The 23,644-nt window shown below is 69.7% G+C and carries 21 protein-coding genes; 5 read left to right on the top strand and 16 right to left on the bottom strand.

The genetic code is table 11. The features are described from left to right. Nucleotides 1–25: 25 nt before the first annotated feature. A complete protein-coding gene (locus AC6I9V_RS15145; RefSeq protein WP_497900012.1) occupies nt 26–1,273 on the top strand; it encodes an MFS transporter in 1,248 nt (415 codons plus the stop codon). On the opposite strand, the gene ftsY is transcribed toward AC6I9V_RS15145, so the two are convergent. From ftsY to coaD, 7 genes are all read right to left on the bottom strand, one after another. Continuing rightward, nucleotides 1,270–2,478, bottom strand: a complete 1,209-nt coding sequence (gene ftsY / locus AC6I9V_RS15140; protein ID WP_349411467.1) for a signal recognition particle-docking protein FtsY — start codon at nt 2,476–2,478, stop codon at nt 1,270–1,272. The genes AC6I9V_RS15145 and ftsY overlap by 4 nt on opposite strands. 89 nt (nt 2,479–2,567) lie before the next feature. Further along, nucleotides 2,568–6,188 (bottom strand): chromosome segregation protein SMC, encoded by a 3,621-nt coding sequence (gene smc / locus AC6I9V_RS15135; RefSeq protein WP_497900011.1) that lies wholly within the window; start codon nt 6,186–6,188, stop codon nt 2,568–2,570. Between the two features lie 128 nt (nt 6,189–6,316). Then, nucleotides 6,317–7,288 (bottom strand): bifunctional DNA-formamidopyrimidine glycosylase/DNA-(apurinic or apyrimidinic site) lyase, encoded by a 972-nt coding sequence (mutM, locus tag AC6I9V_RS15130; RefSeq protein ID WP_497900010.1) that lies wholly within the window; start codon nt 7,286–7,288, stop codon nt 6,317–6,319. Nucleotides 7,289–7,295: 7 nt separating this feature from the next. Next, nucleotides 7,296–8,039, bottom strand: a complete 744-nt coding sequence (gene rnc, locus AC6I9V_RS15125; RefSeq protein WP_349411472.1) for a ribonuclease III — start codon at nt 8,037–8,039, stop codon at nt 7,296–7,298. A 21-nt stretch (nt 8,040–8,060) separates the two neighbouring features. Then, on the bottom strand, nt 8,061–8,264 hold the full coding sequence (rpmF, locus tag AC6I9V_RS15120) for a 50S ribosomal protein L32 (RefSeq protein WP_056738282.1): 204 nt from the start codon (nt 8,262–8,264) through the stop codon (nt 8,061–8,063). Between the two features lie 36 nt (nt 8,265–8,300). Further along, nucleotides 8,301–8,825, bottom strand: coding sequence for a YceD family protein (locus tag AC6I9V_RS15115; protein WP_146337283.1), 525 nt, complete (start codon nt 8,823–8,825; stop codon nt 8,301–8,303). A 181-nt stretch (nt 8,826–9,006) separates the two neighbouring features. Continuing rightward, nucleotides 9,007–9,501, bottom strand: a complete 495-nt coding sequence (gene coaD, locus AC6I9V_RS15110) for a pantetheine-phosphate adenylyltransferase (RefSeq protein WP_497900009.1) — start codon at nt 9,499–9,501, stop codon at nt 9,007–9,009. 48 nt (nt 9,502–9,549) lie between these two features. On the opposite strand from coaD, the gene AC6I9V_RS15105 reads away from it, so the two are divergent. Genes AC6I9V_RS15105 through AC6I9V_RS15095 form a run of 3 tightly spaced genes read left to right on the top strand, consistent with a single transcriptional unit; the run spans nt 9,550 to nt 12,421 of the window. Continuing rightward, on the top strand, nt 9,550–10,431 hold the full coding sequence (locus AC6I9V_RS15105) for an SDR family NAD(P)-dependent oxidoreductase (protein ID WP_349411475.1): 882 nt from the start codon (nt 9,550–9,552) through the stop codon (nt 10,429–10,431). Continuing rightward, nucleotides 10,428–11,636 carry an aminotransferase class I/II-fold pyridoxal phosphate-dependent enzyme gene (locus tag AC6I9V_RS15100; protein WP_497900008.1) on the top strand — a complete coding sequence of 403 codons (1,209 nt, stop codon included), beginning with the start codon at nt 10,428–10,430 and terminating at the stop codon, nt 11,634–11,636. The genes AC6I9V_RS15105 and AC6I9V_RS15100 overlap by 4 nt, the downstream gene beginning before the upstream one ends. After that, a complete protein-coding gene (locus tag AC6I9V_RS15095) occupies nt 11,633–12,421 on the top strand; it encodes a spermidine synthase (protein ID WP_497900007.1) in 789 nt (262 codons plus the stop codon). The genes AC6I9V_RS15100 and AC6I9V_RS15095 overlap by 4 nt, the downstream gene beginning before the upstream one ends. A gap of 350 nt (nt 12,422–12,771) precedes the next feature. Here the strand turns inward: AC6I9V_RS15095 and rsmD are convergent, their stop codons facing one another. The 4 genes from rsmD to thiL are packed head-to-tail and all read right to left on the bottom strand — an operon-like array spanning nt 12,772 to nt 17,855. After that, nucleotides 12,772–13,413: a 16S rRNA (guanine(966)-N(2))-methyltransferase RsmD gene (gene rsmD / locus AC6I9V_RS15090; protein WP_497900006.1), complete on the bottom strand. Its 642-nt coding sequence runs from the start codon at nt 13,411–13,413 to the stop codon at nt 12,772–12,774. Between the two features lie 60 nt (nt 13,414–13,473). Next, nucleotides 13,474–15,723, bottom strand: coding sequence for an ATP-dependent DNA helicase RecG (locus AC6I9V_RS15085; protein WP_497900005.1), 2,250 nt, complete (start codon nt 15,721–15,723; stop codon nt 13,474–13,476). Beyond that, entirely contained in the window at nt 15,713–16,777 is a 1,065-nt protein-coding gene (locus AC6I9V_RS15080) for a DAK2 domain-containing protein (protein WP_497900328.1), read from the bottom strand. Before AC6I9V_RS15080 ends, AC6I9V_RS15085 begins: the two co-directional genes overlap by 11 nt. A gap of 22 nt (nt 16,778–16,799) precedes the next feature. After that, nucleotides 16,800–17,855, bottom strand: coding sequence for a thiamine-phosphate kinase (gene thiL / locus AC6I9V_RS15075; protein ID WP_497900004.1), 1,056 nt, complete (start codon nt 17,853–17,855; stop codon nt 16,800–16,802). Between the two features lie 72 nt (nt 17,856–17,927). Between thiL and AC6I9V_RS15070 the strand changes: the two genes are divergently transcribed. Beyond that, nucleotides 17,928–18,431, top strand: coding sequence for a DUF3515 family protein (locus AC6I9V_RS15070; RefSeq protein ID WP_349411485.1), 504 nt, complete (start codon nt 17,928–17,930; stop codon nt 18,429–18,431). Nucleotides 18,432–18,456: 25 nt separating this feature from the next. On the opposite strand, the gene AC6I9V_RS15065 is transcribed toward AC6I9V_RS15070, so the two are convergent. The 5 genes from AC6I9V_RS15065 to leuD all read right to left on the bottom strand — a co-directional run bounded on the left by AC6I9V_RS15065 (nt 18,457) and on the right by leuD (nt 23,626). Then, nucleotides 18,457–19,602 (bottom strand): D-alanine--D-alanine ligase family protein, encoded by a 1,146-nt coding sequence (locus AC6I9V_RS15065; protein WP_497900003.1) that lies wholly within the window; start codon nt 19,600–19,602, stop codon nt 18,457–18,459. Nucleotides 19,603–19,604: 2 nt separating this feature from the next. After that, nucleotides 19,605–20,654, bottom strand: coding sequence for an NAD(P)H-dependent glycerol-3-phosphate dehydrogenase (locus AC6I9V_RS15060; protein ID WP_497900327.1), 1,050 nt, complete (start codon nt 20,652–20,654; stop codon nt 19,605–19,607). Between the two features lie 5 nt (nt 20,655–20,659). Then, a complete protein-coding gene (locus tag AC6I9V_RS15055) occupies nt 20,660–21,469 on the bottom strand; it encodes a lysophospholipid acyltransferase family protein (RefSeq protein ID WP_497900002.1) in 810 nt (269 codons plus the stop codon). A gap of 8 nt (nt 21,470–21,477) precedes the next feature. After that, nucleotides 21,478–22,803, bottom strand: coding sequence for a UDP-N-acetylglucosamine 1-carboxyvinyltransferase (gene murA, locus AC6I9V_RS15050; RefSeq protein WP_138768996.1), 1,326 nt, complete (start codon nt 22,801–22,803; stop codon nt 21,478–21,480). Nucleotides 22,804–23,023: 220 nt separating this feature from the next. Next, complete coding sequence (gene leuD / locus AC6I9V_RS15045; RefSeq protein ID WP_349411488.1) at nt 23,024–23,626, bottom strand: 3-isopropylmalate dehydratase small subunit; 603 nt, start codon at nt 23,624–23,626, stop codon at nt 23,024–23,026. Nucleotides 23,627–23,644: the final 18 nt, after the last annotated feature.

The raw sequence follows: 23,644 nt of genomic DNA, 5'->3' as shown, positions 1-23,644 counted from the left end.
CGAAAGCAGCACCGAAAGCAGCAGCATGAGCAAAACAACCCGTTCCGCCGACGGAACCCGGCGCCCGGCCTGGTTCCGGCAGCCAGCCGGCCCCCGCCTGCCCCGGGACATCAAGGTGATGTTGGTCGCGGCCTTCCTGATCGCGCTGGGGTTCGGCCTCGTGGCGCCGGTGCTCCCGCAGTTCGCCACCACGTTCGACGTCGGCGCGACGGCGGCGGCGGTGATCGTGAGTATCTTCGCGTTCATGCGGCTGGTGTTCGCTCCGGCCGGCGGCGCGCTGATCGTGCGGCTGGGCGAACGCCCGGTGTACGTGGCCGGGCTGCTGATCGTGGCGGCGTCCACCGCTGCCTGCGCTTTCGCCCAGGACTACTGGCAGCTGCTGGTGTTCCGGGGCCTGGGCGGGGCCGGATCGGTGATGTTCACGGTGGCGTCGATGGCCCTGGTGGTGCGGCTGGCGCCGCCGGAGAGCCGAGGCCGGGTCTCCGGCGCGTACGCCTCGGCCTTCCTGATAGGCAATGTGTGCGGACCGATCGTGGGCGGGCTGCTGGCCAGCTTCGGGCTGCGCGTGCCGTTCCTGGCGTACGCGGCGGCGCTGGTGCTGGCCGCCGCCGTCGTGCAGACCCAGCTCAGCCACGTCCCCGCGGGTTCGCGGAAGGCGGGGGCGTCTGCTCCGGCGATGCTGTTGCGGGAGGCCCTGCGGGACAGCGCCTACCGGGCCGGGCTGGTCTCCAGCTTCGCCAACGGCTGGGCAACCTTCGGCGTCCGGATGGCCACGGTGCCGCTGTTCGCCGTCGCGGCGCTCGGTGCCGGACCGTCGTCGGCGGGCTGGGCGCTGGCCGTGTTCGCCGGGGGCAACGCCGCGGCCCTGACCTTCTCCGGGCGGCTCGCGGACAGCCTGGGCCGGAAGCCGATGATGCTCGCCGGGCTGGCCGTCACCGGCCTCGCCACCGGCGCGATCGGCTTCACCCACGACCTGCCGTGGTTCCTGCTGGCCTCGACCGTCGCCGGCATCGGGTCCGGGCTGCTCGGGCCGGCGCAGCAGGCGGCGATCGCCGACGTCGTGGGCAATGAGCGCTCCGGCGGCCGGGTGCTCGCGGTGTTCCAGATGACCGCGGACAGCGGCGCGATCGTGGGCCCGGTCATCGCCGGGCTGCTGGCCGACCGGCTGGGCTACGGCTGGGCCTTCGGCGTGACCGGCGGGGTGCTGCTCGCCGCGGCCGTCGGCTGGCTGCTGGCCCGGGAAACCTTCCAGCGGACCCCCGCGCGGGGCTAGTTCAGCAGCGCGTCCACGAAGCTCTCGGGGTCGAACGGAGCCAGGTCGTCTGCGCCTTCGCCGAGTCCCACCAGCTTGACCGGGACGCCGAGGGACTTCTGGATCGCGACGACGATACCGCCCTTGGCGGTCCCGTCCAGCTTGGTCAGCACAATGCCGGTGATGTTGACGACCTCGGCGAAGACTCGGGCCTGGTTCAGGCCGTTCTGGCCGGTGGTCGCGTCGAGGACCAGAAGCACCTCGTCCACCTCGGCGAGCTTTTCGATGACGCGCTTGACCTTGCCGAGCTCGTCCATCAGGCCGACCTTGTTCTGCAGCCGGCCGGCGGTGTCGATCATGACGACGTCGACTTCCTGGTCGATGCCGGCCTTGACCGCCTCATACGCGACCGACGCCGGGTCGGCCCCGTCGACGTCGGACTTGACTGTGGGCACGCCGACGCGCTGGCCCCAGGTGGCGAGCTGTTCAGCGGCGGCCGCGCGGAAGGTGTCCGCGGCGCCGAGCAGCACGTCTTTGTCCTCCGCGACCAGCACGCGGGCGAGCTTGCCCACCGTGGTGGTCTTGCCGACGCCGTTGACGCCCACCACCATCATGACCGCGGGCTTGTCCGCGTGCCGCTCGACGTTGAGGCTGCGGTCCATTCCGGGGTCCACCAGCTTGATCAGTTCCTCGCGCAGCAGCGCCTTGACCTGTTCGGGCGAGCGCGTGCCGAGCACCTTGACGCGTTCCCGGAGGGCGTCCACCAGCTGCATCGTCGGTTCGGTACCGAGGTCCGCCAGCAGCAGCGTCTCCTCGACTTCGTCCCAGACGTTCTCGTCGATCTTGTCCGCGGACAGCAGGGTGAGCAGGCCCTTGCCGAAGATGTTGTTGGACTTGACCAGGCGTTCGCGCAGCCGGGTCAGGCGTCCCGCCACCGGCAGCGGGGTCTCGACCGGAACGGTCTCGAGGCCGGCGACGTTGTCCGGCACCTCGACGGTCTCCAGACCCTCGACGTCGACGGCGTCCGACGGCGCCGCACCGCGGGGCGGCGCCGGGCGGTCCTCCAGCAGCGTGCCCCCGCCGGAACCCTGGACGGGGTCGTTCGCGTCGCGCTGCGAGGGGTAGTTGGTGATGTTCTTCCGGGTCTTCATCAGCACCGGAATCAGCGCACCGAGGACCACCAGGGCAACGAGGATGGGCAGGGCAATGGGGAGGATGTCGTTCACTCCCCTAGCTTCTCACAAACCCCAAATGCCCCGCGGACGGCCCGTTCACCTGCCCGTTCACCTGCCCGTTCACCTGCAGCGGAGGGTCCTCAGACCTCGGCCCCCAGCCGCTGGCTGATCACGGTGGAGACGCCGTCGCCGCGCATAGTGACGCCGTAGAGCGCGTCCGCCACTTCCATGGTGCGTTTCTGGTGCGTGATCACGATCAGCTGGCTGGACTCGCGGAGCTCTTCGAAGATGGTGATGAGCCGGCCCAGGTTGGTGTCGTCCAGGGCGGCCTCCACCTCGTCCATCACGTAGAACGGCGAGGGCCGGGCCTTGAAGATGGCCACCAGCAGGGCCACCGCGGTCAGCGACCGTTCACCGCCGGAAAGCAGCGAGAGCCGCTTGATCTTCTTGCCGGCGGGACGCGCCTCCACTTCGATCCCGGTGGTGAGCATGTCCGAGGGGTCGGTCAGGACCAGCCGACCCTCGCCGCCGGGGAAGAGCCGCGCGAAGACCCGGACGAACTGGGCGGCGGTGTCCTCGAAGGCCTCGGCGAAGACCTTCTGCACCCGCTCGTCGACTTCCTTGATGATGTCCAGCAGGTCCTTGCGGCTGGACTTGAGGTCCTCCAGCTGCGTGCTCAGGAACTGGTGGCGTTCCTCCAGTGCCGCGAACTCCTCGAGCGCCAGCGGGTTGACCCGGCCCAGGGCTGCGAGGTCGCGTTCGGCCTTGCGCAGCCGCTTTTCCTGTTCCTCGCGGACAAAGGGTTTGCCGGCGACAATTTCCTGTCCGTCCTCGTCCACGGGGGCGCGGAGCGCGGCCCACTTGTCCCCCGATTCGGCCGCCGGCACCGGTACGGGCCGGTCGGGGCCGAAGTCGGCGACCAGCTGGTCCGCGGTCAGTCCGAGTTCCTCGACGCTGCGCAGTTCGAGGGCCTCGATGCGGAGCCGCTGCTGCGCGCGGGCCAGTTCGTCCCGGTGCACGGAATCGGTCAGCTCGGCCAGTTCACGGGCGAGGGTGTCGTTGCCGGCGCGCACGGCGGCCAGTTCGCGCTCCATCTGTTCGCGGCGTTCCTCCGCCGTGTCGCGTTCGCGGCGGGCCAGCTCGACCGAGACATCGATGAAACCGATCACTTGCTCCACGGCCGCGGAGACGGCGGCGGCGCGGGCGGCCTGGAGCCTGCGGCGGCGGGCGCGTTCGGCCGCCTCCTCGCGGGCACGGCGTTCGGTGGCGGCGGCCCGCTCCAGCGAGGCGGCGCGGTTGCGGATGGCGGTGAGCTGTTCCTCCGCGCTGCGCAGCGAAAGGCGTGCCTCCATCTCGGCGGCCCGCGCCGCAGACGCTGCCAGGGCGAGGGCGTCGCGGTGCTCCGGCGAGGGTTCCTCCTCGGCGGGGGCCTCCTGCGCGGCGGCGAGCCTGGCCGCGACAGCCTCCAGGGCCTCCTGCTCCCCCGTGATGTTCGCTTCCGCACGGGCCAGGGATGCGGCGAGCCGTTCACTCTCCCCGACGGCGCTGCGCAGCACGGAGTTCAGGTGGCCCAGCCGTTCGGCCACGGCAGCGAGCCGGGCGTCCGAGTCGTGCAGTTTTTCCAGGGCGGCGTCCGCGCGGTTCTGGGCGGCGGAGCGGCGGGATTCCGCGGCGGACAGGGCGAATCGGTTGCGCTCCAGGTCAGCGCCGACGGCGGCGAGCCGTGCGGCGGCGTCGTCGACGGCGGCCTGGACCTCCAGCAGGGACGGCGCCGAGGCGGAGCCGCCGCTGACGGTGAAGGCGGTGAACACGTCGCCGGCCCGGGTCACGGCGGTCAGTTCCGGCCGGGCGGCGATCAGCCGCGCGGCGGCGTCGAGGTCCTCGACGACGGCGGCGCCCGCCAGCAGCCGGGCCAGCGGCACGCCGCTGGCTTTGTCTCCGACGGATTTGCCCCCGCCGGTTTTGTCCCTGGCGGGGGCGACCAGCGCGGCGGCCCAGCGGGCGCCGTCGGGAAGGTCTGCGGCCGGGGCCGGGTCGGCCGGTCCGGACGCACCGGCGAGCAGCAGGGAGGCCCGGCCGGCGTCGTCGTCCTTCAGGAGCTGGACCGCGGCGGCAGCGGAGGCGGCATCCTGGACGACGACGGCGTCCGAGCAACTTCCCAGCGCGGCTGCGATGGCGGTCTCGTAGCCTGCCTCCACGGCCAGCAAGCCCGCCAGCGGGCCGAGCACGCCGGGCAGCTCGGCGGACAGGACATGCTCCGAGCCATCCCTGCGGTTGAGGCCAAGCTGCAGCGCATCGCGGCGGGCCACGAGGGCGTCGCGTTCCCGCTCGCCGTCCCGCTCGGCGGCTTTGAGGGCGTCGATTTCAGCAACCACTGCGTCCAGAGCCTCGGTCGCCGCCTCGTATTCCGCGTCCAGGGTCTCCTCGCCGTCCTCGACGCCGGCGACCTGGGACTCAAGCGCGCTGAACTCGCTTTGGGCCTGGCGGCGCCGTTCATCTCCGGCCTTCTGGGATTCCCTCAGCCGGCCGATCTCGGCCTGGGCGGACTCGACCCGGGACCTCGCGGCGCCGACCTGTCCCGCGAGCCGGGCAAGGCCCTCGCGGCGGTCCGCGGCAGCCCGGAGCAGGGTGGCGAGGCGCTTGTCTTCGGCGGCGGCCGCGCTCTCGGCCTCCTGTTTGGCGGCGGTGGCGGCGTCCAGGACACCCCGCCGCTCGAGGATGCCGGCCTCCAGTCCGGCCTGCTCCGCCCGGACCCGCTCGGCCTGCTTCTCCAGCTGCTCCGGGTCCCGGCCGGCGTCGGGAGCCGTGTCCGCGGCTCCGAGCAGGCGGCGGCGTTCCTCGGCAAGTGATCCGAGCGAGCGCAGCCGTTCGCGTCCGGAGGAGAGCCGGTACCAGTTGTCCCGCGCGGCGTTGAGCTTCGGGGTGGCCTCCGCGGCGAGTTGCTCAAGCGCGGCCTGGCGCTGGCGGCCGCTTTCGAGCTCGCGTTCGACGACGGCGCGGCGGGCCTTCAGCGCCGTCTCGTCCGCGACGTCCTGCTCCAGCACGGATTGAAGCTGCACCAGGTCGTCGGCGAGGAGTCGGGAGCGGGCGTCGCGGACTTCGAACTGCACGGTCTGGGCGCGGCGCGCCACCTCCGCCTGTTTGCCCAGCGGGGTGAGCTGGCGGCGGATTTCCCCCGTGAGGTCGCTGAGCCGAGCCAGGTTGGCCTGCATGGCCTCGAGTTTGCGGACCGTTTTTTCCTTGCGGCGGCGGTGCTTGAGGATGCCGGCGGCCTCCTCGATGAAGCCGCGCCGGTCCTCGGGCGTGGCGTGCAGGACCTTATCCAGCTGCCCCTGCCCCACGATCGCGTGCATTTCCCGGCCCAGGCCGGAGTCGGAGAGCAGCTCCTGGATGTCCAGCAGCCGGCAGCCCGCGCCGTTGATGGCGTACTCAGAGCCGCCGGTGCGGAACAGGGTGCGCGAAATCGTGACTTCGCTGTAGTCGATGGGCAGGGCGCCGTCGCTGTTGTCGATGGTCAGCGAGACGTGCGCCCGGCCAAGGGGCGGCCGGCCGGAGGTGCCGGCGAAGATAACGTCTTCCATCTTGCCGCCGCGCAGGGTCTTGGCACCCTGTTCGCCCATCACCCAGGACAGCGCGTCCACCACGTTGGACTTGCCGGAGCCGTTGGGTCCCACCACGGCGGTGACGCCGGGTTCGAATTCGAACGTCGTCGCGGAGGCGAACGACTTGAATCCGCGGACGGTCAGGCTTTTGAGGTGCAAGGTGTTTCGGGTCTCCTGGATGGCGGAAGCGGGCGTGTTTCCTGCCCTAAATCTACTGGCACCACAACAAATTCATCGGATTTAGGGTGGGTTGGGGGGAATGCGGCAACCGGGTTCGCGGGCGTCCGCTACCAGCGCCCGTTCCGCGGCCGCGGCTGGCAGACGGGGCAGGTATAGGAGGAGCGGTTCATGAACTGTTCGCGTTTCATCAGGCTCACGAGGCCGGCCGCGGCGCAGCGGCGGCATTCCTGGCCCTCGCGGCCGTAGGCGTTCAGGGACCGTTCGAAGTAGCCGGAGGCGCCGTTGACGTTGACGTAGAGGGAATCGAAGCTGGTGCCGCCGGCGGCGAGGGCGTCGGTCATCACCTGGAGGGCGGCGTCGAGCACCCGCAGCGCCTCCGAGCGGCGGAGCGTGTCCGTGGGCCGGGCGTAGTGGAGTTTGGCGAGCCAGAGTGCCTCGTCCGCGTAGATGTTGCCGATCCCCGAGACCAGCCCCTGGTCCAGGAAGGCCCGCTTGAGTCCGGTTTTCCGCGCCCGCAGCCGGCGGAAGAACTCCTCGAAGGAGAAGTGCGGGTCCAGCGGGTCGCGGGCGATGTGCGCGGCCTCCTCGGCGATCAGCGGCAGCGGCATTTCCGCCAGGCCGCCGGGACCGCCGTCGGGCGTGGGGACCAGCGAGGTGAGGAAGAGCCCGCCGAAGATCCGCTGGTCGACGAAGCGCAGCTGTTCGGGCATCCCCGCCGCCGGGCTGAGCCGCAGCCGGATTTTCAGGTGCTTCTCGTCGGCGACGGCGGCGTCCTGCATCAGCAGCTGGCCGGACATGCCCAGGTGGGCCATCAACGCCACCGAGGGCGGCGCGGCACCGGTGGCGGTGCCGGCGTCGTCTGTGCCTGCGGTGTCCGCGAGCGGGAGCCAGAGGAATTTTCCGCGGCGCACCACGTCCAGCACGCGGGCGCCTTCGAGGTTCCCAGCGAAGTCCTCGGCGCCGAGTGCGTGGCGGCGGATGGAGCGCGGGTCCAGCACCTCGACGGCGGTGATGGTCCGGCCCCGCACCCAGTTCACCAGGCCGCGCCGGACGACCTCGACCTCGGGCAGTTCAGGCAAGGGGCGCCTAGCTGCCGGTCTGGGACTTGAGCTGCTGGGACTCCGCAGCGTCGGCCGCCGTAGCGTCCGGGGTCCGTGCCGAGAGGCGGCGCCAGGCGTCCGCGGCTGCTTCCTGCTCGGCTTCCTTCTTGGAATTTCCCGAACCGGTGCCGTAGTCGGTGCCACCGATCCGCAGCACGGCCTCGAACGAACGCGCGTGGTCCGGGCCCGAGCCCTCCACGGCATAGTTGATCGTCCCGAGCTGGCGGCTGGCCGCGAGTTCCTGGATGGAAGTCTTCCAGTCTGTGCCGGCGCCCAGCGCGGCGGCGTCCTGGAGCAGCGGACCGATCAGGCGCATTACGAGCTGGCGGGCGGTCTCCAGATCGTTGGAGAGGTAGGTGGCGCCGATGAGCGCCTCCATGGTGTCCGCCAGGATGGAGGCCTTGTTCTTGCCCTCGGTGAGCTTCTCGCCCTGGCCGAGGTAGATGTACTCCCCCAGCCCGATGCTGCGGCCGATGCCGGCCAGCGCCCGGGTACTCACGACGGCGGAGCGGCGCTTGGCCAGGTCCCCTTCGGGCAGTTCCGGGTTGTCCCGGTACAGCGCGTCGGTGACGGAGAAGCCCAGGATGGAGTCGCCCAGGAACTCGAGCCGTTCGTTGGTGGGGATGCCGCCGTTTTCGTAGGCGTAGGAACGGTGTGTCAGAGCAAGACGAAGCGTCCCGGCGTCAATAGAGACACCGAGACGCTTCAGAAGCTCTTCAGTTGAAGACATCTTGGTCAGCCTGTTGGCGGATTAGACGTCTGCGACCTTGCGGCCCTTGTACTCAAGGAACAGCGCGGTGCCAGCCGAGTCGGTAACGACCTTTGCCTGGTGCGGCAGGCTGTAAACAACCTGTCCGTTTTCCACGGTCTTCACCAGGTGGGGGGCAGTTGCCTTCCACTGGGAGCGGCGGGCGCGGGTATTCGAGCGAGACATTTTCCGCTTGGGAACAGCCACGGCTAACTCATTTCTCTCTAGTCCAACACTTACAAATCAGTTTTGCCGGTCAGGCTTAGCCAGATCAGCTAGGGCAGCCCAGCGAGGATCTACGACCTCGTGGTGGTGCCCCGGCTCGTCTTCCAGGCGTACTCCGCATTCGGAGCAAAGGCCCTGGCAGTCTTCCCGGCACACCGGCTGGAACGGCAGCATGGTGACAACTGCGTCCCGCAACACCGGCTCAAGATCGATCAGATCGTGCTCGACTCGACGTTGCTCTTGTTCGTCTTCTTCATCCGGGAATTCAGCATCCCCGTAGAAGAAAAGTTCTTGCACATTGACCTCAAGGTCATACGCAAGGGGATCCAGGCATCGACCGCATTCGCCGGTTACTTCGACGTTTGCGGTGCCCGATACCAGAATTCCTTCGTGTACGGCCTCCAGGCGCAGATCCAGCTCGACATCCGAGCCTTCCTGCACACCAATGAGCGCCACACCAAGATCACTTGGCGCGGGTACATGTTCCGTCAGTGTCCGCATGCTTCCCGGACTGCGTCCGAGGTCCTTGACGTCGAACGCCAGGGGCGAACTAGCATCTCGTTTAATGAGAACTCCTGTTGAACATATGACCGACGTACCATCTTAGCCTGAATTTCCGGACGGACTCAAACCGGCGGACGGCGCGCGGCTGAGCGCCGCACCCCGGCCCGGTAAGGGCCGCGCAACCGGCAGCAGGCCGCCGAGTACCGATCAAGCTTACCCTCTACGCGGTGTGCCCCGGACCCGGCTCGCCGGATCTCAGCCGCTTCAGCACGGACTTCGGCACAAACTCCGATACGTCCCCGCCGAGGGTGAAGACTTCCTTGATCAGGGTGGAGGACAGGTGCAGGTAGTGGCCCTCGGCCGGAATGAACACGGTCTCCACCCCGGTGAGCTGCCGGTTCATCGTGGCCATCGGCAGCTCGTAGTCGAAGTCAGAGGAGGAGCGCAGTCCCTTGACAATCGCGGAGGCTCCACGCTGCCGGCAGTAGTCGGCCAGCAGTCCTTGTCCCACGGGTTCCACCACGATGCCCCGCAGCGAGGCCAGGGTTTGACGCGCCATGTCGAGCCGTTCCTCGAGCCCAAAGCGGTACTTCTTGGCGTAGTTGGTGGACACCGCCACAATAACCTCGTCGAAGAGGCTGGCCGCCCGGGCAATGACTTCCAGGTGGCCGTTGTGAATGGGGTCAAAGGAGCCAGGGCATACGGCGCGTCTCATCCTCCGAACCTACCCCATCGGCCGTGCGGGCCGGGATAGCATGGCGGAATGTCAGCATCTAAGAGTTCTTCTGCCGAGTCCGTGCGCACTCCGTTCACCGTCGCCGGCGGCGTCGTCCTGGTCACGGGGGCCGCAATGGGCATGGGGCGCCTCTATGCCCTGCGCGCCGCCCGGGAGGGTGCCGCCGTCGTCATCCTCTGGGACGTCGACGCGGATGGCCTGGCGCAGACGGCCGGCGAAGTCACGGCGCTGGGCGCGCGCGCCGTCGTCCGCCGGGTGGACCTGTCCAGCCGGGAGGCAATCGCCGAAGCCGCCGCGGAAGCGCAGTCCGAGGGCCCGCTGACCCTGCTCATCAACAATGCGGGCATCGTGCGCGGCGCGATGTTCTGGGACCACGACCCGGCCCGCGACATCGCCCTGACCATGGACATCAACGCCCTGGCGCCGATGTACGTCGCCCACGCGTTCCTGCCGGCCATGATGGCCGACGGCGGCCGCCCGCGCCGGATCCTGAACATCGCCTCCGCCGCCGGGACCGTGTCCAACCCGCGGATGAGCGTCTACGCCGCCTCCAAGTGGGCGGTGATCGGCTGGAGCGACTCGCTCCGGCTGGAACTCGAGCAGCAGGGCCACGACCACCTCAAGGTGACCACCTTCTGCCCCAGCTACATTTCCACGGGCATGTTCGCCGGCGCCCGCGGCCCGCTGTTCACTCCCCTGATGACCCCGGACGACGCCGTCAACCGCGCCTGGCGTGCCACGGTGGCCGGCCAGCCGCAGCTGATCGCCCCGGCGACGGCGCAACTGGGCAAGGTGTTGCGCGGCCTGCTGCCGGTCCGGGCCTGGGACTTCGTTGGCGGGAAAGTTTTCGGCATCTACACCACGATGGACAAGTTCACCGGACGGACGGACAAGGCGGGAACCCCGTGAGCAACCAGCCGCTCTCCCCCTGGCAGCGTGCGGCCACCGGCGCGAACCTGCTCTCCCCCGCCGGGGACCTGGGCGTCACGATCTTTGAGGAGATGACCACCCTGGCGCTGCAGACCGGCGCCATCAACCTCGGCCAGGGCTTCCCGGACGAGGACGGCCCCGCGGAGATCAAGGACGCCGCCCAGGCCGCAATCGCCGCCGGCGCCAACCAGTACGCCCCCGGCAAGGGCATCCTGGAATTGCGGGAGGCCATCTCCCTGCACCAGGAGCGCTTCTACGGCCTGACCCCGGATCCGCAGACCGAAATCATTGTCACCACCGGCGCCACGGAGGCCATCGCCGCCGCACTGCTGGCCCTGGTGGGGCCCGGCGACGAGGTCCTGACCTTCGAGCCGTTCTACGACTCCTACGGCGCGATCATCGGCCTCTCCGGCGCCCGGCACGTCACCGCGCCGCTGCTGGCCCCCGACTTCATGCCGGACCTCGATGCCCTGGCCGCGGCGTTCAGCGACCGCACCAAGGTGGTGCTGGTGAACAATCCGCACAACCCCACGGGGGCGGTGTTCCCGCGTGAGGTGCTCGAACGCGTCGTCGAACTCGCCACTCGGCACGACGCCGTCATCATCACCGACGAGGTTTACGAACACCTCACCTTCGACGCCGTGCACCTGCCGGTCGCGACGCTGCCAGGTGCCGCGGAGCGCACCCTGACCATTTCCTCGGCCGGCAAGACCTTTTCCTTCACCGGCTGGAAGATCGGCTGGCTCAGCGGCCCCGCCCACCTGGTGGCCGCCGCCCGCACCGTCAAGCAGTTCCTCAGCTACAGTTCCGGGACGCCGTTCCAGAGCGCCATCGCGGTGGGGCTGGGCCTGCCCGATGAGTTCTACACCGGCATCGCCGACACGCTGCGGCTCAAGCGGGACATCCTCAGCGAAGGCCTCCGCGCGGCGGGGCTGGAGGTCTTCAGCCCGCAGGGGACCTACTTTGTAAACGTGGACACCGCCCCGCTGGGCATCTCCGACTCGGTGGACCTGGCCCGCCGGCTGCCGGAACTGGTGGGCGTCGCCGCCATCCCGGTGCCCGTGTTCTGCCATGCCGAAGGCGCCGAGCGGACCCGCAGCCTGCTCCGCTTCGCGTTCTGCAAAAAGACATACATCCTGGAGGAAGCCGCCGAGCGCCTCTCCACGCTCCGGGACAGGCTGTGAGCGCGGACGGCACCCCCGCGGCGACGCGCTTCCTGCGGACCACGGGCCAGCACGCCGTGATTGAGCCCGATGAGTTCACCGAGGGCAGCTTTGTGCTGAGCATCGGCGGCGCCGAGCAGTCCCACGTCAACCTGGCCGACCCGGAAGACATCTTCTACGAGTACCTGCGCCGGATCGGCCATGTGGTCGATCTCGCGGCGCCGTGGGGCGAGCCCATCACAGCGCTCCACCTCGGAGCTGGAGCCCTGACGTTGGCCCGCTACATCCAGGCGACCCGGCCGGGTTCGGTGCAGTATGCGGTGGAGCTGGAGCGGGAATTGCTGGACTTTGTGCTCCAGCAGCTGCCGATGCCGGAGGGGACGTCACTGCAGACCGTGATCGGCGATGCCCGCGAGTCGCTGGGCGCACTCCCCGCGGAACTGCGGTTCGACGTCGTGATCCTGGACATCTTCTCCGGCCCGGAGGCGCCTGCGCACCTTGCCTGCACGGAGTTCTACCAGGAAGCCGCCGACCGGCTGACCGAGCGCGGCGTGCTGATCGTCAATGTCGGCGACGAACCGGGCCTGACCCTGGTCCGCAGCCAGGTGGCCGCGCTGCGCCGGGCCATGGCCGACGTGTCCGCGTTTGCCGAGGCAGGAATGTTCGCCGGCCGCTATCCCGGCAACATCATCCTGACCGGGACCCGGGGACCATGGCCGGACTCGTGGACCGCGGCCCTGACTGCCCGTGGGCCACACCCGGCGAAGGTGCTCTCCGGTGTTGAGCTGGACGTGCTCTCCGGATAAGGTCCTGGATCTCATGGCTGCGATTTTCCTGACCGGCATGTCTTACGCCTGCGCACCCGGACCACGAACAGCTTCGGGAAGTCGGCTGCCGAGAAGGCTCAAATCTGATCGCAATCGCCGCACCGCGTGCCGGCTGATGTCACGTTAGGCCCACTCGAGAAGTCCGTCCAAGTGATAGCCAGACCAACACGCCCAGCTCAAACGCCACGACAGACACGTTATTGGCGGGTGAAGCTTCGGTCTCCGCGGAATAACGGGGTACGGTGCGGCCGGCAGAACCATACTGCCCGGCGTGACGCACGCGCCGGCCGGGCTACGCCAAATGCCGCGCTGGTACCGCCAGAACCGGGCTAGTCCCTGTCGGCGTCGTCCGCCGCGCTGGCGTCCCGGCCCTCGTCCGTGTCAGCCTCGGTGCCCGCGGCCTCCACGCCGGGCTCGGCGAACCAGAGCCGGGTTTCGCCGTACTTCTTTTCCGCGAACCGCTCCATCCCCGCCGGCCAGGACGGCTCCGGGGTCCGGGCCGAGCGTTCCACCACGACGACGGCGCCCTCGGCCAGGTGCGGGAGCAGCTTCGCGAGCACCGCGGCCAGGGCCACCTCGTCTAGCGGGTACGGCGGGTCCAGGAACACCAGGTCCCAGGCGGCCTCCGCGGCGGCCCGGTCCAGGAACGACTCGACCTTGGAGCGGTGCACGGAGACTGTCTTCCGCCGCGCCACGGTGTTGACGAGGTCCGCGTTGCGCTGGCACACCTCGCTGGCTTTGCCATCGAATTCGACCAGGTCCACGGTCCGCGCGCCGCGGCTGGCGCTTTCCACGCCGAGCGAACCGGACCCTGCATAGAGGTCAAGGACCCGGGCGTCAGCGATGACCTCGAAGGCGTCCAGCCGGGAGAAGAGCGCCTCCTTGACCCGGTCCGTGGTGGGGCGGGTCAAGGAGCCGGGCACGCTGACCAGCGGCGTGCCGCCCGCGGCGCCGGCGATGATCCGGCTCATGGCTGGCTCCCCCGTGCGGCCGTGGCCGGTCCCGTGGTCTGACTCGCTGCGCTGCGTGGGCTAGCCGCGTTCAAGGAACGCCTCCTTCTCGGGGTTGAGGTAGTCGTCGATTGCCGCGGCGAGGCCGGCGTGCCGGGCCAGGTCCGGGTCCGCGCCGACGATCGCCTGGGCGTCCTGCCGGGCGCGGGCGATAACGTCCTCGTGCTCGAGCACCCGCAGGAACTTCAGCGTCGAACGGCCGCCGGACTGCGAGGCCCCCAGGATGTCGCCTTCGCGGCGCAGCTTGAGGTCCTCCTGCGAGAGGGCAAAGCCGTCGGTGGTGGCCGCCACCGCGTCGAGCCGGCGCCGGCTGGGATGCTCCGGCTCCAGGGTGGTGACCAGTAGGCAGGTTCCCGGCAGCCCGCCGCGGCCCACCCGGCCGCGGAGCTGGTGGAGCTGGGAAATGCCGAACCGGTCCGCGTCCAGGATCACCATCAGCGTGGCATTGTGCACGTCGACGCCGACCTCGATCACGGTGGTGGAGACCAGCAGTTTGGTCTGGTTCGCGGTGAAGGCGGCCATGGTCTCGGACTTCAGGACGGGGTCCTGCCGGCCGTGCAGCGGCGCCACGGTCACCCCGGCCAGCAACGGTTCGTCCCGCAGCAGTTCGACTACGCCGGTGACGGAGGCCAGCTCCCGGGTGCCGTTTTCCGCCAGGTCCGCGTCGGTGGGTTCGGCCTCCCCGGGGCTGAAGTCGCCGTCGTCGTCGGTGCCGATCTTGGGGCAGACGACGTAGACCTGGTGGCCGGCGTCGATTTCCTCCCGCGAGCGGGACCAGATCCGGGAGGCCCAGGCGGGGTGTTCGGCCAGGCCCACCACATGGGTGGAGATCGGCGCGCGGCCGGCCGGCAGTTCATCGAGCACGGAGGTTTCCAGGTCGCCGAACACGGTCATGGCCACGGTGCGCGGGATGGGGGTGGCGGTCATGACCAGCAGGTGCGGCGGTTTGCTGGCCTTGGACCGGAGGGCGTCCCGCTGCTCGACGCCGAAGCGGTGCTGTTCGTCCACCACGATCAGGCCGAGGTCGTAGAAGGAGACGTTTTCGCTGAGCAGCGCGTGCGTGCCGATCACGATCCCCGCGGTCCCGGACGCGGCGTCCAGCATGGCCTGTTTCCGGGCGGCGGTGGGCATGGAGCCGGTGAGCAGGGTGACCTGGACGGAGTCCGGGCCGAGGCCGCCGAGCAGCCCGTCCCGGGAGAGCGGCCCGAGGGTGCGGCGGATGGAATCGAAGTGCTGGGCCGCGAGCACCTCGGTGGGGGCCAGCAGCGCGGCCTGTCCCCCGGCGTCGACCACCTGAAGCATGGCGCGCAGGGCCACAATCGTCTTGCCCGAGCCGACCTCGCCCTGCAGCAGCCGGTTCATCGGCGAGTCCAGGGCCAGTTCTTCGGCGAGGGTCTTGCCGACGGTGGCCTGGCCGGCGGTCAGGGTGAAGGGCAGCTGCCGGTCGAAGGCCGCCAGCAGGCCGCCGGGCACCGGCCGGCGGGCGGTCGCCTCCTCGGCGGCCAGCTGGGCGCGGCGCCGGGCCAGGGCGGACTGCAGCACCAACGCTTCCTGGTAGCGGAAGCGGTCCCGGGCGCGCTGCCAGTCCGACGCGGTCTCCGGCGCGTGGATCAGCCGGTAGGCGGCGGCGACCGGGAGGAACTTTTCCCGGGCGGCGATCTCCGCCGGGAGCGGGTCCGGGACCGCGTCGAGGTCAGCGGTGTCCAGCAGCGTGGCGACCACCTTCTGGATGGACCAGCTGGTCAGTTTGGCGGTGGCCGGGTACACCGGAATGGGCATGGCCGCGAGCATTTCCGGGTCCATTCCCGGGATGTCCGGGTCTTCGTCGAGCAGCTGGAACTCGGGGTTGGTCAGCCCCAGCGCGCCGCCGTAGCGGGTGATCTTTCCGGAAAACAGCGCGCGCCGGCCGGGCTGCAGCTCCGCCTTGGCGCGGAAGCCGTTGAAGAAGCTCACCTTGAGGGTTCCGGGCACGGCCCCGGCCGGACGGGCGGCGGTTCCGGAGCCGGCGTCGTCGGTGATCACAACGTCGGTCAGCGAGCCGCGGCGGGCGCGCATCTGCCGGGTGCTGCTGGAGACCACGCGGGCGATCAGTGTGACCTCCTCGTCCAGCGGGACCTCGCTGATAAGGGTCAACTCGCCGCGGTTCATGTAGCGGCGCGGGAAGTAGTTCAGCAGCCCTCCGACTGTGGTGATGCCGAGGTGTTTCTCGATGACAGCCGCCGAACGCTTCCCGATCCGGCGTTCCAGGCCGAGGTCAAGTTCAGTGGTCATGTCCGTCGCGGGCCGCGCTGCGGGGGCCATCGGGGAGGCCTGCCTCGGGGTCACGTGGCACGGCCAGGTCGCTGACGCTGATGTCCGAGGGTTCGCCGAGCGAGCGGATCAGGTCGACGGCTGGGCCGGCGTCGGGCACGTGGACATGGACGCGCCAGCGGTAGGCGCCGTTGGCGTCGGCGTCACCGCCGACCTGGCTCATGATCACGGACTCGCCCATCTCGTCGAGCCGCTGCCGCATGGTGGCCGCGTCCAGCGGCGAGAGCGTGATGGTGCACATGACCTCCACGCCATCGTCCCGCGGCATGTCCGCGTGGATGTGGGGGTCCTGGACGTCGTAGCCGTGCAGTCCGTCGAGGAGCTGGTCCTGGAGTTCCTCGCCGAGCACGGCGGAGCGCAGGCAGTCCAGCACCAGGAGCATCCCGACGCCGCCCGCGTCCACCACATGGGCGGTGTGCAGGGCCTCGAGCTGGTCTTCGGTGTGCACCACGGCGGCCAGGGCGGCCTCCACGGCGGCGTCGAGGGCCAGGCCGAGGGTGTGGTTGCTGTCGTCGCCGTCGTGCTCCGCGTCGACGGCTGCGGCGGCGCGGGCGGCGGCCTCCATCACGGAGAGCATGGTGCCCGGGACCGGGTCGCTGAGCGCGGACCAGGCCCGGATCTGGGCGCGGTTGAGCGCGGCGGCCAGCAGCGGCGAGCTGAGCCGGGTGTGCCCGGCCAGAGGTTCGGCTGCGGCGCACAGGAAGACGGCGAACAGGGTGCCGGAGTTGCCGCGCGCCTGCTCGATCGCGGCCTGGCCTGCCCGTGCCAGGACGGCGCCGACGTCATTCTGGGCGGGGTCCGGCGCGCCCACCGCGTGCACCGGGGTGTCGGCGCTGAGCTGGGGCAGGGCGGCGGTGTCGGTGGCCACGTCGTGGAGGGCCCGGGCGGCGGCGCGCACCGTGAGGTAGAGGTTGGTTCCGGTGTCGCCGTCGGCGACGGGGAAGATATTGATGGCGTTCAGGCGGTCGCTGTGGTTCCCAAGCGTTGTTTCCGCCTTGCCCAACCACCGCTTCATCGCTTGCGCGTTGGCGGCAATTTTAGTCTGCAAAGTGATCCCATCCCACAGTGTCAGCGGGCCGGCCCGCTATTGTCACGCCCGTGCTGTCCGTTGGTGCAGGGGCCTCTACCGAGCCTATCGCAGTGAAGCCGGGAGGCAGCTGAACGCCCGCCGGGAAGGCAGCCAGCAGGCCGTGGTCCTCGCCGCCGCCGAGCACCCAGTCCTGCGGGTCCGCGCCCAGCAGGGCGGCTGCCGGCTCCAGCGGCGCCGCGAGCTCCTTCAGCGCCGCTGGGTCCAGGTTGAGCACGGCGTGGCTGGCGGCGGCCATCCGAGCCCCGTCCCGGACCAGCCCGTCGGAGATGTCCATCAGGGCGGTGGCGCCGGCTTCCCGGGCCAGCGGACCGGCTGCGAGCGGCGGCCGGGGGCGGCACTGGGTATCCATCAGGGCGCGCTGTTCCAGGGTCAGTTCCTGCACCGGGGTGGCGGATTCCAGCAGGGCCAATCCGGCGGCGGCCCGTCCCACGCTGCCGGCGAGCGCCAGGGTGTCCCCCGCGCGGGCGCCGGAGCGCAGCACCGGGGCCTGTCCGTCGAGGGTGCCCAGGATGGCGACGCTGACGGCCAGTTCCTTTCCGCGGCCCAGGTCCCCGCCGGCCACGGCGCAGTCCGGGGCGCCCAGTTCGCGGATGCCGGCGCTCAGGCCGTCGGCGAAGTCCTCCACCCAGCCCACGGGGGTCTCCGGGGGCATGGTCAGGCTCACCACCATGGAGGTGGCACGGGCGCCCATGGCGTTGATGTCGCTGAGGTTCTGGGCCGCTGCTTTCCAGCCGACGTCGTAGCCGGAGGTCCGGTAGCCGTTGTTCCACACGAGCCGGAAATCCTGGTCCACCACCTGGGTGTCGATGCTGACCACTGCCCGGCCGTCAGGGGCCGCCACGATCGCGGCGTCGTCGCCGGGGCCCAGCAGCAGGGTGCCGGTGCCCGGGGTGGAGTCTCCGCCGTGAAGCCTCGGGAAGATCCGGGCGAGGAGTTCCGATTCGGAGAGCTCGGCCACGGTCAGCGGCGGCGAAGGGGTCGGTTGGGTCAGCGGTTCAGGCACAGGCCTACGCTACCGTGCGGCGCTGACAGCCGCGGGGTCGGGCCGGACCCCGGGCCGGGATAGGCTGGGTGAATGCTCCAGCTCCGCCCGCACGGCCCGCTCCGTCCCGTTCGCTTTCTGGCCGCCGCTGCCGCAGCCGGGCTCCTGCTCAGCGCCTGCTCCCCCGCCGTCGACGTCGCGCCTGCCAAGGATGCGGCGAACGCCGCCTGCGCCCCGATGATGCTGGCGCTGCCGGACAGCATCGGTGAGGCGAAGCTGCGCAAGACCAACAGCCAGGCGACGGCTGCCTGGGGCGATCCGTCCCTGGTGGTACTGCGGTGCGGTGTCAACGTCCCCGGCCCCACCACGGACCGTTGCGTCAGCGTCAACGGCGTCGACTGGGTGATTAAGGAGGGCCACCCGGTGTGGACCCTGACCACCTTCGGGCGTGAACCCGCCACGGAGATCCTGATGGATCCGGACAAGATCAGCTCGGCAACGGTCCTGGCCGAACTGGCCAATGCCGCCGCCAAGGTGAAAGCGACGCGGAACTGCGTGGGCCAGGCCGACCTGCAGAACCTGCCCACCGGCAAGTAGGCAGGCCGGCGCGGCGCCTACGGGGTCAGCGCAGGCCGGTCTTGCGGTGCAGGGCCAGGTGGATCAGCTCGTCGATCAGCTCCGCGTAGCCCAGCCCGGAGGCCTTCCACATCTGCGGGTACATGCTCTTGGGCGTGAAGCCGGGCATGGTGTTGATCTCGTTGATGATCAGCTCGCCCTCGGGCGTGTAGAAGAAGTCCACCCGGCTCAGGCCTTCGGCGCCCACCGCCTCGAAGGCGACCGCCGCGAGCTCGCGGACCCGGGCGATGGCTTCTTCGGGAAGGTCGGCCGGGCAGCTGAGCGCGGCGGCGTCGTCCTCCACGTACTTGGCGTTGAAGTCATAGAAATCGTGGCCGCCGCCGGCCACCGAGATCTCGCCCGGCATCGAGGTGCGCGGTGCATCGGTCCCGCGGCCCTCGAGCACGGCGCACTCGATCTCCCGGCCGATGATGCCCGCTTCGATCACGAGCTTGGGATCATGTTCCCGGGCCGCCTCGATCGCCGCATCCAGGTCATCAAGCGAGTCCACCTTGGAGATGCCCATCGAAGAGCCGGCCCGCGCCGGCTTGACGAACACCGGGAAGCCAAGGGCGTCCACGCGCTTGCGCACCAGCTCCGGGTCGGTGAGCCACTGCCGGTCCGTCACCGCGATGTAGGGTCCCACGCGCAGCCCGGCGGCCTCGAAAACCACCTTCATGTAGTGCTTGTCCATGCCGACGGCGGACGCCAGGACGCCGGCGCCGACGTAGCGGGTGTCAGAGAGTTCCAGCAGCCCCTGGATGGTGCCGTCCTCGCCGAAGGGCCCGTGCAGCAGCGGGAAGACCACGTCCACGGACCCCAGTTCCTGCGGGACCTGGTTGGGCGCGGCGACGATCAGCTGGTGTTCGCCGCCGATCTCGGCCAGCGTCACGGTCTGCTCCGACGGCGCAACCTCCGGCAGCGAGGAGGCGGACAGGGACCACGACCGGGTGTCGCCGGAGGCCAGCACCCACTGGCCGGTCTTGGCGATCCCGATCGGGATCACCTCATACTTGTCCTGGTCGATGGCGCCGAGAACCCCGGCCGCCGTGACGCAGCTGACCGCGTGTTCGCTGGAGCGGCCGCCGAAGAGCACCGCGACCCGCGGCTTGCGGCCGGGCTGGGCCTCTGTAGTCACAATCTTTTCCGACACTGTTAGTAATCGCCTTCGGATTTCAGGTCCCGGGACAGCAGCAGCGGCCCCAGTTGGTCTACGGACAGTTTTCCGGCCAGGACCGCGACGACGGCGGCGGTGATGGGCATCTCGACGCCCAGTTTGCCGGCCAGTTCATGCACGGCCTGCGCCGATTTAATGCCTTCGGCCGTCTGCGTCATCTCGGCGGTGACCTGTTCCAGGCTCAGGCCGGTGCCGAGCAGCCGCCCTGCGGTGTGGTTCCGCGACAGCGCCGAGGAGCAGGTGGCGACGAGGTCGCCCAGGCCCGCCAGACCCGCCATGGTTTGGGCTTCGCCGCCCAGCGCCAGGGTCAGCCGCGAGGTCTCGGCGAGGCCGCGGGTGATCACGGAGGCCTTGGTGTTGTCGCCCATCTGCTTGCCTTCGCAGATGCCCACGGCGAGGGCGATGATGTTCTTGACGATGCCGCCGATTTCGACGCCGACCACGTCCGACGTCGTGTACGGGCGGAAGTAGGGGGCCGTGCAGCTGCGGGCCACCCAGCCGGCCGCCGCGGCGTCGGAGCAGGCCACAACGGAGGCCGTCGGCTCCTCGCGGGCGATTTCCATGGCCAGGTTGGGACCGGAGACGACTGCCACGCGCTCGGCGGGAATGCCCAGTTCCTCGCAAATGACTTCGCTCATCCGGGCATCCGAGTGCAGCTCCAGGCCCTTCATCAGGGACACCACGAGGGCGCCGGACCCGATCAGGTGCTTCCACTCGCGCAGCTGGGGCCGCAGGGTCTGCGCGGGGACGGCAAGAACCACCAAGTCGGCGCCGTCGAGGACCTCGGCGACGTCGGTGGAGGCGGTGATGCTGGCCGGCAGGGCAATGCCTTTGAGGTACTGCTCGTTGCGGTGTTCGGCGTTGATCTGGTCCACGACGGCGGCGCGGCGGCCCCAGAGCCGGATGCTGCGGTCGACGCCGGACGCGGTGGCCGCGTCGGCGAGGATCTTGGCGAAGGTAGTCCCCCAGGAGCCGGCGCCGAGCACGGCGACGCTCAGGGCCGAGCCGGCCTCCGTGCCGCGGGGCACAGCCGTCACTGGACACCGTCCGTGGCGGTGCCTGCGTCGGGGGCGGTGCCGGGCTCGGGGGCGGGGCCGGGGTTGCCGCCGCGCTCGACGAACCGCCCGTGAGTGGACTGGTTGTGCGCCGAGGGATCCCAGCGGACCAGCGGCGGCTGTCCGCCGCGCAGGCTGGCCAGCAGTTCGGTGATGGCGTCCATGATCACGTTCGTGGCCTCGGTCAGCGTCGCTTTGTCCAGCGGCCGGCCGGCGAACGCGCTCAGGTCCACCGGGTCGCCCACCAGCACGCGCGAGGTCTTCCGCGGGAAGACGTAGAACCGCTTGGCGTAACGCGGGAACACCTCATGCGCCCCCCAGTGCGCCATCGGGACGACCGGGATGCCGCTTTCCAGCGCCATCCTCGCCGCGCCGGTGTGGCCCTTCATCGGCCAGAGCTCGGGGTCGCGGGTGAGCGTTCCCTCGGGATAGATGATGATGGCGCCGCCTTCATCCACCACTTCCTTGGCGACCTGCAGCGAACGGTTGGCGCCCGACGTCGAGCGTTCCACCGGGACCTGCTTGGTGTTCCGCAGCACCGAGCCGAGCACCGGGACCTTGAAGAGGCTGCCCTTGGCCAGAAAGTGCGGCATCCGCTTCTGGTTGTAGAGCATGTGGCCGATCACCAGCGGATCGATCTCGGTGCAGTGGTTGGGCGCGGCAATAAAACCGCCGGCGGGGAGCTTCTCCAGCCCCTCCCACTTCTTGTTCATCAGCAGGTTCATGACCGGCCGGACGATTCCGGCCACAATGACAAAGGTGATGTGGCTCTTGGCCGTTTCCTTCACTTTGTCCTCTACCGGGCCGAGGTGATGTCGAAGTCGGCACCGAGGCCGGCGAGCTTCTCGGTGAAACGCTCGTAGCCGCGGTTGATGATGTCGATGCCGGTGACCCGGGAGGTGCCGGTGGCCGCCAGGGCGGCGATGAGGTGGCTGAAGCCGCCGCGCAGGTCCGGCACGTCAATGTCGGTGCCCTTGAGCTGCGTCGGGCCGGAGATGACGGCCGAGTGCAGGAAGTTCCGCTGGCCGAAGCGGCACGGGACACTGCCGAGGCATTCGCGGTGGACCTGGATGTTGGCGCCCATCCGGACCAGGGCGTCGGTGAAGCCGAAGCGGTTTTCGTAGACGGTCTCGTGCACGATCGACACGCCCTCCGCCTGGGTCAGGGCCACAATGAGCGGCTGCTGCCAGTCGGTCATAAACCCGGGGTGCACGTCGGTTTCGAGCACCAGCGGGCTGAGCTTGCCGCCGGGGTGGTAGAAGCGGATGCCGTCGTCGCCGATGTCCATGCCGCCGCCCACCTTGCGGTAGGTGTTCAGGAACGTCATCATGTCGCGCTGGGTGGCGCCTTCGACGAAGATGTCGCCGCGGGTCACCAGGGCGGCGGAGGCCCAGGATGCGGATTCGTTGCGGTCTGACAGGGCCCGGTGGTTGTAGCCACCGAGATCCTGGACGCCTTCGATCCGGATGGTGCGGTCGGTCTGGACGCTGATGATCGCGCCCATCTTCTGCAACACGGCGATGAGGTCGACGATTTCGGGCTCGGTGGCCGCACCGGACAGCTCGGTGATGCCCTCGGCCCGAGTGGCGCTGAGCAGGACCTGCTCGGTTGCCCCGACAGAGGGGTAGGGCAGCGCGATCTTGGCGCCCTTGAGCCCGTTGGGTGCGGAGATGTGGATGCCGCCCGGGCGCTTCTCGACGACGGCGCCGAACTGGCGCAGCACGTTCAGGTGGTAGTCGATCGGGCGGTCGCCGATCTTGCAGCCGCCGAGGTCCGGGATGAACGCCTCGCCGATGGCATGGATCAGGGGTCCGCAGAGCAGGATCGGGATGCGCGAGTCGCCGGCGTGGGCGTCGATAGCCGTGTGCGAGGCCGTCTTGGCGTTCGTCGGGTCCAGCGTGAGGTCCCCGGTGACGGGGTCCTTGTCCACCGTGACACCGTGGAGCTGGAGCAGGCTGGTGACAACCTCAACGTCCTTGATTTCGGGGACGTTGCGCAGCACGGACGGCTCGTTGCCCAGCAGGGCAGCAACCATCGCCTTGGGGACAAGATTCTTGGCCCCGCGGACGGTGACGCGGCCGGTCAGCGGGACGCCTCCGCGGATTGTCAGAACACTACTCATTTACCAGTTTCCTCACGACTACTCGCCCCCAAATCCTTACAAAGGCTCCAGCTAAGCATAGGAGCTTGCGTTACCGATCTGAAATACGGCGCGGTGCGGGGCTTCGTGGCGGGCCCCGCCTTAGCCGTCGGAAAACACACGACGCGGGGTCACTTACGGCCCGTCCCGGCTCTCGGAATGGGCCGTAAGTGACCCCGCGTTGTTGTGGTGCGACGCCGAACTAGGACAGCTTGGCCGGTAGCGTCGTGGGCTTGAAGGCCGGCCGGGTGGCCTCGTACGCGGTGATGTCCTCTTCATGCTGGAGGGTCAGGCCGATGTCATCCAGGCCTTCGAGCAGGCGCCAGCGGGTGTAGTCGTCAATGTCGAACGGCGCGACGACGTTGCCACATTCGACCGTCTTGGAGACGAGGTCCACCTTGACCTCGGTGCCCGGGGCGTTTTCCAGCACCTTCCAGATGAGTTCAATATCGTCCTGGGCCAGCTCGGCGGCCAGCAGGCCCTGCTTGCCCGAGTTGCCCCGGAAAATGTCCGCGAAGCGGGAGGACAGCACGGCCTTGAAGCCGTAGTCCTTCAGTGCCCAGACGGCGTGCTCGCGGGAGGATCCGGTGCCGAAGTCGGGCCCCGCGACCAGCACGGAGCCTGCGCTGAACGGGTCCTGGTTCAGGATGAACGCCGGGTCCTTGCGCCAGGCGGAGAAGAGCGCGTCCTCGAACCCCGTCCGGGTGATGCGCTTGAGGTAGACGGCGGGGATGATCTGGTCGGTGTCGACGTTGCTCTGGCGCAGCGGGACACCGATGCCGGTGTGGGTGGTGAACTTTTCCATGGCGGATCCTTCGTGGGC

This window comes from Arthrobacter sp. SlRoot2-15 (assembly GCF_059739345.1).
The sequence above is the reverse complement of the archived record's forward strand: the minus strand, read 5'-3'. Positions and strand labels throughout refer to the sequence as shown.

Bases quoted from the DNA above. Each gene is read 5' to 3' on its own strand.
- leuD (WP_349411488.1), bottom strand. From the start codon at position 23,626: ATGGAAAAGTTCACCACCCACACCGGCATCGGTGTCCCGCTGCGCCAG.
- AC6I9V_RS15085 (WP_497900005.1), bottom strand. From the start codon at position 15,723: ATGACCACTGAACTTGACCTCGGCCTGGAACGCCGGATCGGGAAGCGT.
- AC6I9V_RS15105 (WP_349411475.1), top strand. From the start codon at position 9,550: ATGTCAGCATCTAAGAGTTCTTCTGCCGAGTCCGTGCGCACTCCGTTC.
- AC6I9V_RS15080 (WP_497900328.1), bottom strand. From the start codon at position 16,777: ATGAAGCGGTGGTTGGGCAAGGCGGAAACAACGCTTGGGAACCACAGC.
- rsmD (WP_497900006.1), bottom strand. From the start codon at position 13,413: ATGAGCCGGATCATCGCCGGCGCCGCGGGCGGCACGCCGCTGGTCAGC.
- rnc (WP_349411472.1), bottom strand. From the start codon at position 8,039: ATGTCTTCAACTGAAGAGCTTCTGAAGCGTCTCGGTGTCTCTATTGAC.
- AC6I9V_RS15070 (WP_349411485.1), top strand. From the start codon at position 17,928: ATGCTCCAGCTCCGCCCGCACGGCCCGCTCCGTCCCGTTCGCTTTCTG.
- coaD (WP_497900009.1), bottom strand. From the start codon at position 9,501: ATGAGACGCGCCGTATGCCCTGGCTCCTTTGACCCCATTCACAACGGC.
- AC6I9V_RS15145 (WP_497900012.1), top strand. From the start codon at position 26: ATGAGCAAAACAACCCGTTCCGCCGACGGAACCCGGCGCCCGGCCTGG.
- murA (WP_138768996.1), bottom strand. From the start codon at position 22,803: ATGAGTAGTGTTCTGACAATCCGCGGAGGCGTCCCGCTGACCGGCCGC.